Here is a 17,875-nt window from a genome sequence, read left to right on the forward strand (position 1 = left end):
TCATTTCACCGATTTGATCGTTGTGTCGATATTTTCGATACGGCGATCGCTAGTCGGGTGTGAACTCAAAAATGCGGCGAGACCCTGAGGGCCTTCGCCGCTTACAGATTGAAGCGTCTGAATGGCGGCCTTCATCGATTGTGGAGGCTGTCCAGTCTTGTGGAGTGCCTTCACCGCGTAGCTGTCCGACTCGAGCTCGTCAGATTGTGAATATCTCGCGTTAGCGTAAGTGGCCGCAAGCTTGCCCAGCTCTGACTGGCTCAGTTGGCCTATCGTCCCGCCTGCAGAGGCAACTGCCGAGAACGCTGCATTAGTGTAAAGCTGCTCACGCAGCTGCTTATAGCTGTGCCTCAGTTCGACGTGTCCTATCTCGTGTTGGAGTACTGCGAGAATCTGATCATCCGGCATGAGATCCATCAGCTTTGAGTACACTCGCACAGTGCCGTCAGCCATCGCGAAGGCATTTATCTCGTCGCTCATGTACACCTTGAAGTTGTATTTGCTGGTATCTGCACCAGTCCTGGGGATGAGTTTCTGAAGTCGTTGTGCGTACTTGGATCCCTCTGGCGCCACCTTGTTCTGCTTGTCCATCTGCTGGGCTGCTTCACTGGCCGCCGCCATGACTGTCTCCCGATCGAGGGTCGCGGCCTGGACCACAGCCGCACCTGCCTGTGCCGCCTGTTCGGGACGAAACTGGCTGCCGGCGCATGCGGTGAGGCTGAGGATGAGCGGCAGTGTCAACAGTGTGAGTGGAGCAGGGGTACGGCTAAGCAGGGTCATTAAAGGCATTGTTGCTATCCTGAGGTGAGTTGAACGGATTGGTTCCGGCAAGGCGAGCTCTATTGATCAGCTTGAGAAGTCCAGCAGCAGCTTCGGCATCACTCATCGCGCGATGATGCTGGGTCATCGTAATGCCAAAGTATGCTGTGAGATTTTTCAGGCTATACGAATCCAGGCCCGGTTTCAGCTTTTTCATCATGGCACAGGTACACAGCTGCGGCATTCGAATGGACTGCTCCATACGGCGATACGACTGCTGAATGAAGCCATAATCGAAGCGTACGTTGTGGGCCACAAAAATGGAGTCGCCCAGAAATCCGCGTAAATCATCCGCAACGGCTTCGAAGGGCGGTGCGGATGCCACCATCTCGTTCGTTATGCCGGTAAGTGCGGTGATGTTAGCTGGTATTCGTCGTCCAGGGTTGATCAGCGTCTGCCATCGACCGATGATCTCTTCTCGCTGGAGTATCACAGCACCAATCTCTGTCAGCCGACCATAGTCCGAGTTGCCACCTGTGGTTTCCACATCCACCACCACGTACGGCTGATCCGGATCAACAACCCATTCGACCCGCTGAACCGACACCTGGAAACCGGCTTCGCGAAGTTTCAGTAGTTGCATCATCTGGCGGCGTCGAAGTTGATCACCCTCTGCTTTCACTTCCACGAATCTCAGGCCATCTGAATCGATGATCATCAGATCGGGATAGCCTGACTTACAGCCATCATACTGCCTGACCATATCCCGTAATATCGCACGCAGGCCAGCCATAGGCGCGAGTTCCACGAAGCGGCAGAGCTGCTCAGCCATGCTGCTCGTCCATCCCGTAAAGCTGTTTGGGCGCCCGTAGCATCGGCTCAGGGTCTTCAGTACATGCGTCTTCAGCTGCTCGCGGTCAAAAGCCAGCACGGCTTCAATACGTTCGCGCTGGGCGTGGTAAAACGAGCCATCCGACAAACCTGCCGGCTGGTGCTGGAAATCAGATGAGAAGCGGCTGGCCTCACTCTCGTACAGTTGCGGCCAAAAGGTGAGTGCGAACAGACTGCGCCATATCCGGTTCTCGGTATGAACCACCAGACGCCCCGGCTTCCGCCATTGCCGCGCAAGCGCTGCTTCCGGCTCATGGCGGAAAGCTTCATCGAGCCTGCTCACGCCGGCGGCCCGAAGCATGTCGGTTAGTATCGATGTTCGCTTTCCACCGTTGGCCGACTGCAGTCCCAACTGATCTGCTGTGTATCGAGCATCAGTCGGCAAGAGCTCATTGCCGTACTTTCTCGCCTGAAAATCGAGCGCGAACAAATAGGCATCGTCGCTGGTGGGCGTCTCAAAAATACGGCTGATCAAATCCCGGGCGCGTTGCTCGTCCAGCCGGTGCCAGAGTCGAATGGCCTTCTCAGTGGCGGTTGCGTGTTCACTGCTCTGATAGAGCTCCGCCGCCAGCGTGAGCTGGTCCGTGGTTTCCAGCCGAGCCGCCAATCGAAAAACACACTTGTCATAGAGTGTCGTGCCAAGTTCCGTCAGGGGCTGCGGCTGGGCAATGAGCCATGTCGCCGTCGCAGCCGACTCGGCTGGTGTCATGGAGGCGAGACCCTTGAGCTGCTGCGCCAGCTGGGCGAGCTCAAATGAGTACCAGGCATCTGCCGCGGTATCGAAACGCGCGGTATAGCCGGCCTCGAAACTGCTTGTGCGCAGTAGACCCAGGTCGCGCATGGCAAAGCGCCCCAGGTTATCTTCCAGTCGGCCAAAATAGAGAAAGAGTATGAACGCGATCGTTTCCTCGAACTGCTGAACGATGAATTCACAGCTATAACTTTGCAGGGCGGGAATCCGGGTCTCATCGTCAGCGGTGGCCTGCTCGAGCGCAATCGTCAATAGGCGCTGTTTGGGCCAGCTTCGTTTCCAGGGCGCCGAGGTGATTGTCGAGACACTATCGAGAAACTCGACCAGCTCGTCCCTCGTCAGTGTCAGCAGCAGCCTGGGCAGATCGTGGGGACCGGCCTTTGTCACGAAGCCTTCGCTGAGCAATAGCGCCAGTAGCGATTCGATATCTTCCAGCTCTTCGTATCGGAGTTTGCTGAGCCGGAAATGGCAGCCCTTGCGATTGCAGACTCTGACAAACAGTGCGGCCGGATCGCGGGGGAGAGCCATGAATCGATCGATGAAATCCACGTCGGATTGACGCAGTACATGCGTGTAATGCTGCCGTATGAACAGCAGCATCTCTCGGTAGTGATCGTAATAATAAAATGGCGCGAGATCTCGCTTCAGCACAACAGATCCTCTGGAAGCCTCCCTAGGTCTGATCAGCAGACTCGGTGAAGGGGTTAGCATAATGAATAATGCGCTGGCCGAATATGAAGCGCCTCAGGGCTGCCCTGGGCAGGGCGACGATCGGATTGGGAAACAGGCTCTCGGCCGTCTGCCAGAAGCCACTCGGCAGCATCCCCGGCAGCAGCTGTCGCGTCAGTGCGCGTGTGCTTCGCCGCCAGGTCGATAGTGAGGCGTCTTTCAGCTCCAGCACCAGGGAGTAGCGAGCCATGTAAACCTGGAAAACACTCTCCTTCATCGCTTCGAAAACACTACCAGCTGCTATCAGCCCGTTCCATGCGAAATAATGTTCAAGATCACCCAATGCAATCAGAACCGGCTTGTTGGCATTGGTGAAATTGTTGGGTTTGTCAGCCTTGAAATAGCGAATAGCATTCTCCGCTGCATGCTCCCCCATATCGAGCGCATGGTAGGCCTGCTTGTCCAGCTTCTGGTCCACTATGCTGGCGCAGTCACCCGCGAAGAACAGCGTTTCCCGCCAGGCATCAGCGTAGCCGTACTGCGGTTTGTCCAGCACTGGATTCAGGGCATTGTCGACCACCAGGCCAATGCCATCGTCCGCTGCCTTGAGGTGGAGGTTTTTTTCGTCACACAGCTGACTGATCAGTCCCTGCCGCTGAATGCCGGCTGTCCAGATTGTGACATCGGATTGCAGTACCTGACCGTCCAGCAGTTCGACGCTGCTCCGGGTCACGCGCTTTACGGCGTATTTTGGACCAGTGTGAAAGGTCACTTTCTTCTTTTTGAGCTGCTTGCGTACATCCTTGGTGAGCTCATCCGGGAAGGCTGGCAGCAGGTCTTGCGCGTCGACGATATGCAGGTTCAGCTTGCCCCCGAAACGCTTGTTCCGCAGCAGGGAACCCATTGCTTCCACGCCAGAGAGGCCGCCACCTATGATTGTGACTGTGACAGCTTTCTGTTTGTCAGCAAGCGCCGTTAACTGGTGCTCGATTAGCTCAGCCTGATCGGCATGTCTGAAGCCAGTCGTGTGCTGCTGACCGCCTGGCACGACGTTTGGTCTCTGCACACCACCGCAGGCGACGATGCAGGCATCGTAGCGCAGTTCGCGATCATTTCCGAGCGTTACGCGGCGGCCGATCGGGTCCAAGGCCTCGACTGAGGTCTGGATGAATTCATGGCCAAGACGCTGGAAAAGCCGGGCACGGTCGAATGACAGGTGATCCTTGAGCTTGAGACCGGAGAGAATATCGTGAATATGCGGCGTCCATTCGAAGTCCGGTCGCGGATCCACCACGGTGACTCTACAGACGTTCTGCAGAGCCAGAGCTGCCGCCAGTCCACCGAAATTACCGCCAATGATCAAAACATGGCGGTCTGAAACGTCAATGTCTCCGCTCAAGACCAGCCGGGAACGCAGCCACTTTGCAGCACGAAGCGGGGTCGAAACGAGTTTGTTGATTGCGTCTGCCATAACTGAGCTCCGTTCAGTCTGTTGCCCGATATCGAGCATTGGAATTCACTGCCCGCCAGATGCCGGCAGCGTAAAGCTTACGCAAGCCTTGCAAAATCGGGCTTGAAACAGGTCTATGAGATACTACTTCCGAAGCTGATTCCGCCTGAATCGACGGCTGGCATGCCGTAATTGCGGTAGATCAGCGTTTGGGAACGCTCTTTGCTATGCATGGGGAAACCTCGGCAACCTGTAGTACCAATTTCTGTATGCCGACTACGGAGAGATTACATGACGGACTTCTATCAAACCGGGCCGATAACAACGATCCATTCCCTGGATCAGGATACGAGCGAACAGGCCGACCGTGTTTCCACCATGTCGGCCGAACTCGTCGAGCATGCCCGCCATCGGCCAGTATCACTGATATTGCCTTGCCTGTACTCCGAGCTCGAAACCGCCGCCATGCCGCGAATTCTCGACGAGCTGTCACGCGTCGAATTCGTCAGCGAAATCATCATCGGTCTGGACAGGGCAACCGAAGCCGAATACAGGCACGCGCTCGAGGTGTTCCGTGTTTTGCCGCAGCGTCTACACGTGCTGTGGAACGACGGTCCTCGTCTGCGCGAAATTCACCAGGCCCTTGCAGATCGATCACTGGCACCTCTCAAAGAGGGTAAAGGCCGCAATGTCTGGTATTGCCTGGGCGTTCAGCAGGGTTCCGGTGTAGGCGAGGTCGTGGCCCTACACGACTGCGATATCCTGACCTATCAGAGTTCAATGCTCTCGAAGCTGGTGTATCCACTGGTTCATCCAGAGTGCGATTTCGTTTTCGCCAAAGGCTACTATGCCCGTTATGCCGACAGCAAGCTGAACGGCCGAGTCTGTCGGCTGTTGCTGAGCCCTCTGTTGAGATCACTGCGCCAGCTATTGGGTCCCTCTGCAGTGCTCGATTATCTCGATAGCTTCCGGTATGCGCTATCCGGCGAATTTGCAATGATGGCGTCTGCAGTGCCCGATACCCGGCTACCATCGGACTGGGGTCTGGAAATCGGCTTGCTATGCGATATCTACCATCGTTACTCCACTAATCAAATCTGCCAAGTAGATATCGCCGATCGTTATGATCACAAACACCAGCCACTGGGGGACGATGCAGAAGGTGGGCTGGTCAAAATGGTCAAGGATATCGCCAGTACACTTCTTAAGCAGATTTCAGCCGAAGGTGCCGTCGTGGACGAAGGTGTACTGAGTGCGCTCCACTCCACCTATCTGCGCTCAGCGAATGAGATGAGTCGCAGGTTCCAGTGTGACGCGGTTTGCAACGGCTTGTCTTATGACGTTGCGCGTGAACAGGAGGCGGTGAACCTGTTTGCATCGACGATACTCGAAGCAGGACGCGGTTTCCGGGAGGATCCCGGTGGGGAGCCCGACATGCCAACCTGGCGATGTGTCCGCTCTGCAGAGCCGGAGTTGCCTGCCCACCTGCTTGAAGCCGTCCATTTGGATATGGCGGATTACGGTAACAATAGTGGTACGACAACAAGCAAATTTCGAAAAATCAGAGCGGCCTGATGGACGCATGGCTAACGACCTGGTTCCGCCCTGAAACCTTGGCGTGATAAAGGGCCTCATCTGCCTGTCGGAGCAGTTCGTCTACGAGCTGCTCCGCAGTAGGCACGAGGCAGGCCACGCCGGCGCTGATAGTTAGCGCGACCGATTCTCTCTGGCCAGTCCTCTGATTTTTATATCCCAGTGGTGCTGCGGCGACGTGAGCACGCATCTTTTCTGCAATCATCATCGCCGCGGTCTGGTCGGTGCCCGGCAGCACCACGATAAACTCTTCCCCCCCGTAGCGCGCGAAGACATCGGATGCCCGCTTCGGAAAGCTACCCATCACGCCGGCCACTTGTCGTAGGCACAGATCCCCGATTTGATGGCCATGGGTATCGTTGACCATCTTGAAATGGTCGACGTCGATCATGATGAGGGAGATTGGCGAATGTGAGCGGGAGGCCTGGTTGAAATCCTGCTCAAGGCGCTGATTGAAATAACGTCTGTTATGCAGGCCAGTCAGCTCATCGATATAGGTCTGTTGCTTGAGCTTCTGATTGGCGTTTTCCAGTAGCAACATTGTGTTTTCAAGCTCGGATGTCCGATCCCTGACCTGGTCTTCAAGTTGCAGGCTATGCCGCTTCTCGGCTTCGCTCCTTGCGCGTCTCTGCTGGTTCACATATTCACCCAGTGCGAACGAAATCAGCAGGATCTCAAGCAGTGTTCCAATCTGCAGTGCGTGTTCGGTAAAGAAGGTTCGGGGGATGAGTTCTACCTTGCTCAGCACGATAACCAGCGCGCCAACGAGGGTCACGAACCAGGCCAGGGTAAAGAACTGTGCAGAACGATCACCAGTAAGAGAGCGTTTGACGCCCATGACCAAAGCGAGGCTGTTCAGTGTTAATGCCAGCCCGAGCAGCGGGAATATCGTTTTCTGATAAGGCAGGAACAGGCTGAGGATAGTGAGCAGCCCACTGAGCCCCGCAAGCACTACCATGACTCGGTCTACAAGGGGTTCACGCTCAGGCAGGCGCAGAAACTGCCGAACGAGGAGCGCCATCCACATCAGCGTCTGGCTCATGAAAAACGATATGGCGATCTGGTTCCAGACCACCGCCTGTGGCCAGAGATGCTGAAAGGCCAGGCCACTCATGCTGAATTGAAAGGCAATGAATGAGCACAGAAACGCGACATAGATGAGGAAATCCGCACGCCGCAGACTCACGAAAAGAAACAGGTTGTACAGCGCCATAACCACCATGCTGCCGTAGTAAAAGCCCTGCAGAAGAGAGGTCTGGTGGTCCAGTCTGGCAAATTCGTTGCTGTCTATGAGGCTCAATGGGGCCTGAAGTGAAGACGTTGAAGCGAGACGGATGAGTATGCCCTGGGTCGATACGGGCTCGAGTTCTATTGGGAAGAGGAATTCCCGATGAGGAAAGAAACGCGTGTCGAAAGGGTGGGAGTCACCGGTAGAGTAGCTTTGAATAATCCTGCCGTCAGGCGCGATGAGGTAGACGTCAAGCTCATCGAGCAGGGCGTAGCCAATATTGAGCAACATTCGCCTGGGTGCTGCAGACTCATTCTCGACGGCTAGCCGTAACCAGTATGCCGAAGCTGTGTAACCAAAGTTGGGTACTGAGGTTTGGATCGGCTTCCAGTCGCCAGGCTGTCCTGACAGCAGGTCACCAATGCTCAGATTACCTGGGGGATCTTCGAGACTAAAAGCAGATTGGCCCAATTCGACCTGCAGCGCACCTGGCGAGATGCCGACGGCCGGCGGCATATCAAAGGCCTTTGCCGCCAGCGTGCCAGACCCTACGAGCGCCAGGAGACAACCGCAGATCGCGCTGAGCCAGCGGGCTGTCACTCAGTCCCCCAGCGGCCGCAATTTTTCTGAGTCCTGCTGCAGCCAGCCGAAGAGCTGCTCGGCGGGCATCGGCGTTGCAATGAAGAAGCCCTGCATGCAGTCGCATCCCATGCTGATCAGAAGATCCAGCTGAGCCTGCTGCTCGATGCCCTCGGCGACGACTGTGTACCCAAGACTGTGCGACATGTCGATAGCGGCCTTGACGATGATCTGGCTGCTCCGCGAGGTACATACCTCTTTGATGAGTGATTTGTCGATCTTGACCTCACTAAGCGGCATTTTCTGCAGATACGCCAGGGACGAATAGCCAGTTCCGAAGTCGTCGATCGAGAGCGGAAATCCAAGCTCCCTGAGGCGATCGAGCGTCAGCAGGCCTTCGCGTTCGGAGTCCATCACTGAAGTTTCCGTCAGCTCGAGAATGATCGATTCGAAGCTTAGACTGCGCGCAAGCAAAGTCGACTGCAGGTGGGCATCGAGACCTTTGGTCAGCAGGTTACGCGGCGAAATATTGATCGCCATACTGAGGTCTCGCTGTAGCAAGCGGAAGCGCGTCAGATCATCCGCCGCATTGGTGATCACCCAAAGTGTAAGCTGATGGATTACATCCGTCTGTTCGGCCAGGGGAATAAAGATTTCAGGCGCAATCATGCCGCGTTCGGGGTGCTCCCAGCGCAACAGGGCTTCGACCCCAGTCGTGACCAGCCTGCCATCACGCATAATCACCTTTGGTTGGTAGTACAACTGCAGGACGCCGGTCTCCAGTGCAAGCCTGAGTTCGGTGAGGATGGTCAGCCGCTCTTCGGTATAGCGGTCGTAGCGTCTCGAATAGAAACCGTAACGTTTACCCAGCCGGATAGCGGCATCCTTGGCGATACGGGAGTTCCGGATAGCCTTTGCCGGCTCCAGGTGTCGGCTATCAACACTGTAAAGGCCGAAAACTGGATCGAGCTCGAGCAGGAACCCCAGATAGTTGTCCGGTCGAGCGGTCCTGTTGATAAAGTCGATATACGTCTGGCGATGAGCTGGGTCCTCAGCGGAAATCACGATCATGGCCAGCGTGTCCGCACCCAGGCTGGCGACGTAATAGGTCCGGTCCGCGCCCTCTTCGATGGCGATGGCGCCTCGCAGGCTCTGCGCCCGTCGGTTAAGCCCCAGTGCTACCCTGTTGATCAGCTCGTCTGCGTTGTCCTGGCCCAGTGTGTGGACGATATCGTGATAACGATTGAAGACGATGCTCACGACGTGATAGAGCGTGTTTTCGGGCGCCTGTGCCAACTCGCTCAGTCGCATCACCAGGCGTTCGCGATTTGGCAAGCCGGTAACCGGATCGTGAATCGCATGATGGATCAACTGCTGCTGGGCCTCACGCCGCTGCTTTTCTTCCGTGAGCAACTTGTTCTGCGCAACGATCTTGTCTTCCCGCTCACGGTAAACGCGTGCGGCCAGAACCAGTGTAAGGATCAGCGTTTCAATGCCCGAGCCGATTTGCAGTGCGTAGGTGGCCATGAAGGTGTTGGGGATGACCCCATGCTTGTGCAAGGTGGTCGTGACAAGCCCTATGGATAGGAGGGACCAGCCGAGCGTGTAGATAATGGCGGGCCGGGACCCCTGCGCCCAGCGAATAGGCCCGGCGATGAAAAGCATCAGAAACAGTGGCGCGGCAAGGAATGTCGACAGCAGTATACTGATTTGATACGACAGAATGAACGCACCGACCAAGTCCAGAACGGCCAGCCCGATCACGATGCGGAGCGCCAGGTCCAGACGTCTGCTGTGGGCCCGGGTATCGAGGAATGTTCTGGAGAATTGCGCGGCAAATATCGCGAGAAAGGGCATTGAGACCAGCAATAGTAACCCATTCAAGTAGGGTGACTCAGATAGAATGTGCTGGAAGGTGAAGCCTCGGATGCTCATGAAAAAGGTCAGGAAGCCGAAGGTGGTCAAGGCATAGTAGAGATAGACCTTCTCTCGCAGCAGCAGTGCATACGCGAGCGTGATCGTGATCATGAAGGCAAGGGCGCCGAAATAAAAGAAATGTACCTTCGCTTCAGTGACGGTCTGTTGAAAAAATGCCTCTGGCTCCCAAAGCTTCAGGGCGAACTGCAAGGCGCCTCGGGTGGCGACCCGAAGATAAACGGTAGTACTTTCACCTGGGGCAAGCGTGACCGGATACAGGAAATGTGGATGATCGATCCAGCGGCTCGAAAAGGGCTTTCTCCGGCCCGTGCTCAGATGCCCTGATCCTTTATCACCACGTATATCGATAAAGTCGACTTCATCTAGCCAGGCATAGGCGACCTGCACGATACCGTGCTCAAGCGAGTCACCAGGATTGCTGATTCTGAAGCGGTACCACTGTGGCGTGAGCGTGTAGCCGGCGTTGACGCCACTGTTCTCGCTCACGTCGACTGGCTCCCAGATAATATTGACCAGGCCTTGCTCACCACCGGCTTCGCCTCGGGCAAGCAGGTCTGCAACACGATCGGCAGGGTAGGCACGTTCTGTATCAGCGTAATATTCAAAATGCAGGTCGAGGCCAGCCTCGTCGAGTCCATTGATGTTGTTGTTACTTGCCGACTGCAGCAAGTCGGGCGCCGAGGCCTTGGCGGCGGCGCTAAGCAGACACAGTAGAAACAGCAGAGTCAATCTGTGTAGGGCAGAGGGTGGTGACAAAGGGTCCTTCCAGATCAGGCGCGGGGGGCGAAACTTAGAGCAGATCCCCCGTTATTGTTAAATTTGTTCACAGAGTATAGACCCATGCAGAATGCCGAGACTGAGGAAAAGAACAAGGATTACCCAAAGCTTTTGCAAAATTTGCCAGAATTCGTAGTTTCTTCTACGCCATCGACACTATTTGGCGGCTTTTATCACGACGATTTGGACGGGACAAGCGGTATAGCCTGCCTTCGGATCAGGTTGGCATGATTCATGGATATTATCCTGGCACGTAAAGACTGCGGACATGACCTGCTCGAGAGAGCAGGATCTGCAGCCATCAAGTCCATGCCTTACAAATACAAAAGGAATGAGTCTATGAAAAAGCTAATGATATTTGCCGCAGCGACTGCCCTTTCAACCGGTGCAATAGCCGGCGACATGAAGTCCAATATGGACGGCGAGTCGAGAGCAGAGCGCATGGAGCAACAGTCTAGCGCGCAGTCACTGGAACAGAGCTTCAACAAGCTCGATCAGGATGGCGACGGTAAGATTTCCAAAGACGAAGCCCGTGAGAATCCACAGGTAGAAAGTCAGTTCAGCCAGCTTGATGTCAACGGTGACGGCGAAATTGGTCGCAATGAAATGATGCTTGGATCAGGCGAATCTACAGCCGCCGGTCAGCAGCCAGCGCAGAGCATGGACCAGGATTCTGGTATGGATGCCGGCGCACAGCAAGACCAGTACAAGTTAGACGAAGCACGAGAGCCAGACAGTCAGTAATCTGAATCTGCTCCGATAATGAATTGAAGGATTAGCGGAAAAGGATAGGTCGAGGGAGCGACCCCACGGACGGTGACTTACGCTTCAGAAACAAGGCGATGCAATTCGTAACGTCATGCTTCTGGAAGCTTCGCTTGTAATAATTATACTTCGTTTAGTCGATTTATAATTCTTACAGGTTTTTTGCGTGCCCAGAATTTTCATCCTGACATCTGTTCTTCTCACCGGCGCTGTACAGGCGGATCTGGCCCCTGCTCCATCTGACGTGTCTCATGAGGCATCGTTTCAGGCATTGCCGTCCTGGGTAAGCGAGCTGGCCGGTAAGTCAGAATTTGAACAGGTTGCACTCGTCAATGACGAGCTCAATCAATTCAGCTACATTCGCGATGAACAACAGTGGGGGCAGGAAGACTACTGGGCAACACCCTCGGAGTTCTTCCTTAATAAGGGCGGGGACTGCGAAGACTTCTCCCTGACCAAATATCTCATCCTGAGAGCAGCTGGGGTCCCAGCCGACAGGCTCAGGTTGACCTATGTACGCTCATTGGAAATGAATGAAGCGCACATGGTATTGAGTTACCTCCCGGCAGACAGCGGCGAAACCTATTATCTGGATAACCTCCGTCCGGAACTGGCGACAGCTTCCCAACGTCTCGATCTGGTGCCCTTCTACAGTTTCAGTGATGATAATCTGTGGCTGTATGACAATAACGGCTGGTCCCAGAAGTTCAGTGCAAATGGTCGCCTGAACAAGTGGAACGATTTCCAGGCTCGTCTTCTGTCGCAGTAGAGTTGCTGACCCAGGGCTCACGCCGGAAGGTTAGTAACATCTGCGGCCAGCTCGGTCGCGTACCATAGAGCCTTGGAACTCACTGAGGCGCCCCGATGACTATCTCTCCGTTTTTACGCCCCCAGGCGTCAGCTGGCAGTCCCGCTCACGGTCCAACGAGGTGTCGTCTTGTCTTGGCCGCGTGCCTGATGCTGCAAACTGCCTGCTCAGATGCATCAAGCTCCGCCAGTTCAGCATCCGAGGCGACTACGCCACCGGCGAAGGCAGATCCCACCAACGCAGTGCCTAAAGACACGCGCTTCGAAGTCCAGTCGATCAAGACATTTGACGAGCCCTGGGCAATGACCTTTGTAAACGATGACACCTTGCTGGTCACCACACAGCCCGGCAAGATGTATCGCCTTCATTGGCCGCAGTCACTAATAGGCGCTGGGGCGTCGGTGGCCCAGCCAGAAATCGTGGAAATCGGCAACGTACCCGATGTGGTGTTCGAGGGCCAGGGAGGGCTTGGGGATGTCATTGCTGCCCCGGACTTCAGCGATACGGGTCTGATTTATCTGTCATGGGTCGAGGCGGATGACAAAGGTCTCTCAGGCGCAGTCGTTGCGCACGCCAGACTTGTAGAGGAAGCAGGTCAGGCTCCGCGCCTCGCTGACATTACCCGAATCTGGGAGCAGACACCTAAAGTGTCTGGAGCCGGTCACTTCAGCCATAAGCTTCTACTCAGCCAGGATGGCCACCTCTTCATTACCTCGGGCGATCGGCAGAAGTTCGATCCCGCACAGGACATGGAGAAAAACCTCGGCAAGATTATTCGGCTCAGATCTGATGGCAGCGTGCCAGCCGACAATCCCTTCAGTGCGCAGGGAGAGCTCGCCCGACAGTTCTGGAGCATCGGTCACCGTAACCTGCTGGGAATCGCGCAGGATGCAGATGGCATACTGTGGACTCACGAAATGGGACCAAAAGGTGGTGACGAGCTGAACAGGATAGAACGCGGCGAGAATTACGGCTGGCCCATCGTCTCGAATGGTGAGCACTACAGTGGCGAGGCTATCCCTGATCATCCCGCGCGTCCTGAGTTCAATGCCCCTGAACTTTGGTGGACACCGGTCATCTCGCCCGGAAGTATGATTATCTACTCGGGTGACAGGTTCCCGGATTGGCAAGGCCAGGCAATCATCTCCGGACTGAGTTCAGAAGCGCTGATCCGTGTAACGCTCGAGGATAAGATTGCGGAAGTTGGTCGAGTCGATATGGGCAAGCGAATGCGCGAAGTTGAAGAGGGCCCAGATGGTGCGATCTGGGCACTTGAAGATGGTGCCAACGCAGACTTGTTGCGATTGCTGCCCAAGCAGTAATCGCAACGTTTTCGTCAAATCAATTGGGCGACGGTCTGAACAGCCTCAGTTCTGAGGCTGGACCTCTTTGTTGGCCAATTTGTCCAACTTGTTCAGGTGATAGTCGACGGCACACTCGTGGAACTGCGGGAATTCGTCCCTGAGCTTCTCGAAGTTGCTCCGGGCCTTGCCGTAAAGCGCCTGCCGCTCTTCGTCGACCATCTCCTTGGCAAGTTCGCCCTGATACATCAGCGCGACGCCCTTGTGATAAATGGCCTCAGCCCGAACTTCGTCAGAATTGCTTTCGTCACGCTCGATTTCGGTCAGCTCCTCGATAACCTTTTCGAGTCCATCCGAGGGGCGTGACTCGGCATAATCAAGAATGCCCTCGCTCAATGCGTATTCGCGTTTAGGGCATCCGCTCTCCGACATTTCTGTCTTATAGCGAAAGCGTCCTTCTCGAAAGGCCTCACGGAACTGTTCTTTGTCCTTGCCACTCTCGAGGGCTGCAGCTTCTGCGCCTATGACTGGAACAGCCGCGGGTGCCAGACAGCCAGACAGGGCGATTACGCCTGAAAATACTGCGAGCCGCAGACCTTGGTAAGCAGCTATCTTTCCTTTCGTTCTCATTCATGAATTCCTGTTCAGAGGCAGGTTCTGGCCCATCCTTGCAGTAGCCCCCGGTCACCCGAATGGGGCATGGCAGCTGATGTAGGCCAAAGCTACTATCGACGGACTCGTCGGGTGGCAGCGCATCGAATCGCCGTGCCTGGCAAGCTTATAACAAGAATACTGTACAGGTGAAACTGATGCGCAAGCCATCGTATACGATGATGCTCGTCGCGACGATGACCGTCACGATATTGGCCGCCTTTTATTGGTTTGATCAGTGGCGTGGCAGCGCAGTGGGATCTGTTGAGCTGACGGCTGACGTTGCTGTCAAAGCGAGCGATCAGTCGGCCGTTACGAACGCGCCCTCAGCACCTGCAGGTGGAAGCCGCATTGTGCAATCCCCATCGCCCAATCCCGCCAGTCCAGCCGTGGCCTCGGACGAAGGTCCGGATTATGCTGCCATGCATGATGCGCTTGCTGAGCAATTGGCCGAGAGTCTGCCAACACTCCGGTCACAGTATGCTGAGGCCAACAAGTACCCACCCGGTTCGCAGCCCATTCGCTCAGCCGCTGAACTCGCTCAATATCAGCCACATCAGAGCACTGATGTTTCTGCACCGTTTCCAGGTGAAGTGCCTGGCGACGAGGTTGCGCTGAGCCTCCAGCTCGACCGCTATCAATATTTTGAGGGGGATCGTATTGCTGCAGCAGCCGTATTGAATGCGAGCGCAGCGAACAGCCTGATGGCCGCTGAAGTCACCTTCCTGTTAAAGGATGCTGACGGGAATACGCTACTGACGCAGCCGGCCCAGCCCGATGCTGCAGCCGGAGACGGCATGGCGTCGTCCGGACGCAGTCTGATGGCCAGCGCAGTGCTTCTGCCGCCAGCAGCGACGGTCTCCGGCGAGCTCTTCGTGGAGGCGCTGGCCCGCTTTTCAACCTCGGCAGGCACTGGCGAGCGTTCAGCTTCATTGATTGCCCCTCTGCGTTACGACACAGCAGTGGCCAGACTAACGGCAGTGCTGCCCAGTCATGTCGAAGGACCAGAGCTTGTGGTGCCGCTGCAGTTCACGGTTCGTCAACCGGGCTATTATTTTGTCGAGGCCAACCTCTACAACCGCCAGACCAACAGACCGCTCCTGCACTTGCAGTCGGAAGGCCGCCTTGAGCTGCCAGGCGGGATGCAGAGCCTGCGCGCCCATATTGCAGCGCTCAAGGCTAGTGGAGACGAAGGGCCTTACCTGCTCAAAGATTTCAGAATCGAAAGAGCTGCGGAGGATGGCGAAAGTGCTGATCTTCCTGGCTCAGCACCGAAGCAGCAGTATGCTGTCGAGGGCTTCAGTTTCTCCAGCTACACGGATTTGCCTTACGAAGATCCGTTAGCTGAGGAAAGAGCGGAATTTCTCGAAAAGCTCGGGACGCTATAGCTGATCGGGAACTCCAAAAACAACTATAAGAAAGCGACAGGAAGATCTTATGACTCAACATCTCTCGCGACTCGTTCGCATCACCGTGCTGTGCGTGCTCGCCCTTGGCGGTACGTGGAGCTCGATGGCTTCGGCAACATTGGCTGGAAAGAACGTGATACTCGTTCATGGATTCCAGGCGAGCGACCTTTCCAGTAATCCCAACGACGCTGCCCTGCAGACACAGGCCAACAACTATTGGAGTGCTTACTGGCTCAATCGGGCTGAAGAGGTTCTTTACTGGTCCTCCGTCGACCGTGTCAGTGGCGGCATCAAGGACAAGATCCGATCGCAGGTTCTGGCGATCGCTCGTGGCACCCGTTGCGTCGCAGGCTGTGTCGTCGTGACACACTCTACTGGCGATCTGGTCACTCGATACATGCTGCGTAACGTTAACAACTGGCTCAGCAGCGCAGGCATAGATCCCAACCGCTTCCGCATACTCGCCGTGCTTGACTTTGCTGGTGCGGGTGGGGGTACCGAAATAGCCGATCTGGCGGTATCCATCGGTAATGGATCCGGCTTCTTCAACAGTATTCAGCGCTCGGCCGTCGAACTCGCGCTTGGCTTCAGACCTGATAGCAGCAATCTTGGCGTGCTCTATGACCTGCAGCCCAATACAGCGCGCAACATAGCCACAGGTAACAACGCGGTACCTCGTTTGAGATTTGCGGGCACTGGCGCATCATATGGCGGTCTCACCAAGCCATTTATAGCGGGTGCGGACGATGGTGTCGTGCCGCTTCATAGTGCCTGTGGTGCCAGCACCAAGGGAGACTATGACTCATGTAGCCGCAGTGTGAGCCCGAACGGTATTCTGCAGAGCGTAAGTGCAGCGCCGGCGTCATTATACTTCAACAACTATGTGGTGCTCATGGGTGAGCAGACCAACCATGGTCAGGCCATCGACAACAGCCGCTCAGGCAACTTCACCACTGTCAGTAACAATCAGGTGCTCGGTGGTCTGAGTGTGGATTTCGACACTTACACGCAGCGCAAGTGGTGGAGCTTCTTCAGACAGGTTCGCTGGGTGACCAATGGCGATAGCTACAGCATGTCGGACAACGTGTTCCGCACCTTGAACTGATCACTCAGTTCCAGCCAGGCCTGCTCGGATACTTCGGGCAGGCCTGGGTCTGATACATTAACCGCTTATCGCACACTTGCTTCTGGGTGACGGGCCCGTGATCGGCGTTCGCCCATGACCAGCATCAGCAGCGCCGTTCCAAGCCCCCAGAAGCCATTCAAAATCATCCCCAGAATCCACATCGCACCGCTTACAGCGATACCTTTCATCGGAAAGACGACCAGCATGGCAACCACCGTGGGGCCGATGGCACCGAAAGCGACAGCCGTTACCCAGAACGCGACGGTCGGCAGCTTCCGTACCGCGGCCCACAGCGCCATACCCCAGAGGCCTCCGAAAAATGCGCTTGAGATTACGGCGGGCACGCCAAGCGGCGGGACACCACCAAGATTATAAGCTGGCATGGGCACGACGCCGACCGCATGCAGTACCGCAAATAGTCCCTGATGAAAAATAAGTGTAGCCAGAAAACCGCTTATGAATGCCTTCAGCCAGACCATCGCTCAACTCTCCTGTGTGGCAGCAGAAGTCCGCTGCTTGTTATAGCTACGCGCCAATTTGTCGAGGCCGCGATTGATGGGGAACCTGATGATCCCCTCGAGCAAGGTGCCAAGTAATGGAATCGGCAGCTTGGGCTCGAAACTGATGGTGTAGTCGACTACTGTGGCATCACCCTCGCTGCGGAAGCGCAGGCTGCCGCGGTGGTTGGTGATTGGACCGCCCCTGGTTATCGTATAATCCATGCGTCGGTTAGGCTCGAATCGTATCACCGTTTCTTCGATAGCAGGGACGCCGGGTACTTTTATCCGACGAACAGAACCGAGTCCATTGGGATTGCCGGCATCGCCGGCATCCTTGATCCTGACAATGCTTGCAGAGGTCAGGTGCCCGAATTTCTCGTGATCACATAAGTCTTCGAACACCTGCCTTACAGGCGCGTTGAAGCGTTTGCTCATCTCAATAATCTGCATGTCATGCATACCTTTCAGCAGTGAGTGGAGTTTCCACATGGCTCAGGAACCGCGTAAGAGTTGATCGACAGATGCCTGTAAACGTTAACATAAGTCAAGGAAAACCCTTTGTATCTTCTTCTTTCTGGCGTATGTTAATTGAAAGAAATGTTTGCCGATGTCGATCATCACTGGGCTTCATGCTTGATGATTGCGTCATACAGCACTCAGCAACCATAGACCGGGGAATG

Annotated in this window: 14 protein-coding genes; 6 read left to right on the top strand and 8 right to left on the bottom strand. The window is 55.6% G+C overall.

What is annotated here, in order from left to right:
* Genes ACH3PB_RS18335 through ACH3PB_RS18345 form a run of 3 tightly spaced genes read right to left on the bottom strand, consistent with a single transcriptional unit; the run spans position 1 to position 4,541 of the window.
* Positions 1–789, bottom strand: a complete 789-nt coding sequence (locus ACH3PB_RS18335) for a M48 family metalloprotease (RefSeq protein ID WP_416396890.1) — start codon at positions 787–789, stop codon at positions 1–3.
* The gene (locus tag ACH3PB_RS18340) at positions 767–3,052 is read right to left on the bottom strand and encodes an exonuclease domain-containing protein (protein ID WP_416396891.1); all 2,286 of its coding nucleotides are present in this window, start codon (positions 3,050–3,052) and stop codon (positions 767–769) included. The genes ACH3PB_RS18335 and ACH3PB_RS18340 overlap by 23 nt, the downstream gene beginning before the upstream one ends.
* A 22-nt stretch (positions 3,053–3,074) precedes the next feature.
* Positions 3,075–4,541: an NAD(P)/FAD-dependent oxidoreductase gene (locus tag ACH3PB_RS18345; RefSeq protein ID WP_416396892.1), complete on the bottom strand. Its 1,467-nt coding sequence runs from the start codon at positions 4,539–4,541 to the stop codon at positions 3,075–3,077.
* Between the two features lie 270 nt (positions 4,542–4,811).
* Here ACH3PB_RS18345 and ACH3PB_RS18350 point away from each other — a divergent pair, with 270 nt between their 5' ends.
* Positions 4,812–6,095: a glycosyl transferase gene (locus ACH3PB_RS18350; protein ID WP_416396893.1), complete on the top strand. Its 1,284-nt coding sequence runs from the start codon at positions 4,812–4,814 to the stop codon at positions 6,093–6,095.
* Here the strand turns inward: ACH3PB_RS18350 and ACH3PB_RS18355 are convergent.
* Both ACH3PB_RS18355 and ACH3PB_RS18360 read right to left on the bottom strand, forming a co-directional pair.
* Positions 6,082–7,941, bottom strand: a complete 1,860-nt coding sequence (locus tag ACH3PB_RS18355) for a diguanylate cyclase (RefSeq protein ID WP_416396895.1) — start codon at positions 7,939–7,941, stop codon at positions 6,082–6,084. The genes ACH3PB_RS18350 and ACH3PB_RS18355 overlap by 14 nt on opposite strands.
* Entirely contained in the window at positions 7,942–10,614 is a 2,673-nt protein-coding gene (locus tag ACH3PB_RS18360; protein ID WP_416396896.1) for an EAL domain-containing protein, read from the bottom strand. It lies immediately after the preceding gene.
* A gap of 360 nt (positions 10,615–10,974) precedes the next feature.
* Here ACH3PB_RS18360 and ACH3PB_RS18365 point away from each other — a divergent pair, with 360 nt between their 5' ends.
* From ACH3PB_RS18365 to ACH3PB_RS18375, 3 genes are all read left to right on the top strand, one after another.
* Entirely contained in the window at positions 10,975–11,379 is a 405-nt protein-coding gene (locus tag ACH3PB_RS18365) for an EF-hand domain-containing protein (protein ID WP_416396897.1), read from the top strand.
* Positions 11,380–11,566: 187 nt separating this feature from the next.
* Positions 11,567–12,169, top strand: a complete 603-nt coding sequence (locus ACH3PB_RS18370) for a transglutaminase-like cysteine peptidase (protein ID WP_416396898.1) — start codon at positions 11,567–11,569, stop codon at positions 12,167–12,169.
* A gap of 188 nt (positions 12,170–12,357) precedes the next feature.
* Positions 12,358–13,530 (top strand): PQQ-dependent sugar dehydrogenase, encoded by a 1,173-nt coding sequence (locus ACH3PB_RS18375; RefSeq protein WP_416396899.1) that lies wholly within the window; start codon positions 12,358–12,360, stop codon positions 13,528–13,530.
* A 45-nt stretch (positions 13,531–13,575) separates the two neighbouring features.
* Here ACH3PB_RS18375 and ACH3PB_RS18380 read toward each other — a convergent pair whose 3' ends face one another.
* Positions 13,576–14,139 (bottom strand): hypothetical protein, encoded by a 564-nt coding sequence (locus ACH3PB_RS18380; RefSeq protein ID WP_416396900.1) that lies wholly within the window; start codon positions 14,137–14,139, stop codon positions 13,576–13,578.
* A 179-nt stretch (positions 14,140–14,318) separates the two neighbouring features.
* Here ACH3PB_RS18380 and ACH3PB_RS18385 point away from each other — a divergent pair, with 179 nt between their 5' ends.
* Complete coding sequence (locus ACH3PB_RS18385; RefSeq protein WP_416396901.1) at positions 14,319–15,548, top strand: hypothetical protein; 1,230 nt, start codon at positions 14,319–14,321, stop codon at positions 15,546–15,548.
* Between the two features lie 49 nt (positions 15,549–15,597).
* The gene (locus ACH3PB_RS18390; protein WP_416396902.1) at positions 15,598–16,674 is read left to right on the top strand and encodes a hypothetical protein; all 1,077 of its coding nucleotides are present in this window, start codon (positions 15,598–15,600) and stop codon (positions 16,672–16,674) included.
* A gap of 65 nt (positions 16,675–16,739) precedes the next feature.
* Here the strand turns inward: ACH3PB_RS18390 and ACH3PB_RS18395 are convergent, their stop codons facing one another.
* Positions 16,740–17,174 (bottom strand): hypothetical protein, encoded by a 435-nt coding sequence (locus tag ACH3PB_RS18395; protein WP_416396904.1) that lies wholly within the window; start codon positions 17,172–17,174, stop codon positions 16,740–16,742.
* 3 nt (positions 17,175–17,177) lie between these two features.
* Entirely contained in the window at positions 17,178–17,645 is a 468-nt protein-coding gene (locus ACH3PB_RS18400) for an SRPBCC family protein (protein WP_416396905.1), read from the bottom strand.
* Positions 17,646–17,875 lie beyond the last annotated feature (230 nt).

Source organism: Allohahella sp. A8 (genome assembly GCF_047946665.1).
Lineage (GTDB): Bacteria > Pseudomonadota > Gammaproteobacteria > Pseudomonadales > Oleiphilaceae > Allohahella.

Excerpts from the sequence above, each read along its gene's own strand:
- ACH3PB_RS18335 (WP_416396890.1), bottom strand. The coding sequence starts at position 789 with ATGCCTTTAATGACCCTGCTTAGCCGTACCCCTGCTCCACTCACACTG.
- ACH3PB_RS18345 (WP_416396892.1), bottom strand. The coding sequence starts at position 4,541 with ATGGCAGACGCAATCAACAAACTCGTTTCGACCCCGCTTCGTGCTGCA.
- ACH3PB_RS18350 (WP_416396893.1), top strand. The coding sequence starts at position 4,812 with ATGACGGACTTCTATCAAACCGGGCCGATAACAACGATCCATTCCCTG.
- ACH3PB_RS18365 (WP_416396897.1), top strand. The coding sequence starts at position 10,975 with ATGAAAAAGCTAATGATATTTGCCGCAGCGACTGCCCTTTCAACCGGT.
- ACH3PB_RS18375 (WP_416396899.1), top strand. The coding sequence starts at position 12,358 with ATGCTGCAAACTGCCTGCTCAGATGCATCAAGCTCCGCCAGTTCAGCA.
- ACH3PB_RS18380 (WP_416396900.1), bottom strand. The coding sequence starts at position 14,139 with ATGAGAACGAAAGGAAAGATAGCTGCTTACCAAGGTCTGCGGCTCGCA.
- ACH3PB_RS18385 (WP_416396901.1), top strand. The coding sequence starts at position 14,319 with ATGCGCAAGCCATCGTATACGATGATGCTCGTCGCGACGATGACCGTC.
- ACH3PB_RS18390 (WP_416396902.1), top strand. The coding sequence starts at position 15,598 with ATGACTCAACATCTCTCGCGACTCGTTCGCATCACCGTGCTGTGCGTG.
- ACH3PB_RS18395 (WP_416396904.1), bottom strand. The coding sequence starts at position 17,174 with ATGGTCTGGCTGAAGGCATTCATAAGCGGTTTTCTGGCTACACTTATT.
- ACH3PB_RS18400 (WP_416396905.1), bottom strand. The coding sequence starts at position 17,645 with ATGCAGATTATTGAGATGAGCAAACGCTTCAACGCGCCTGTAAGGCAG.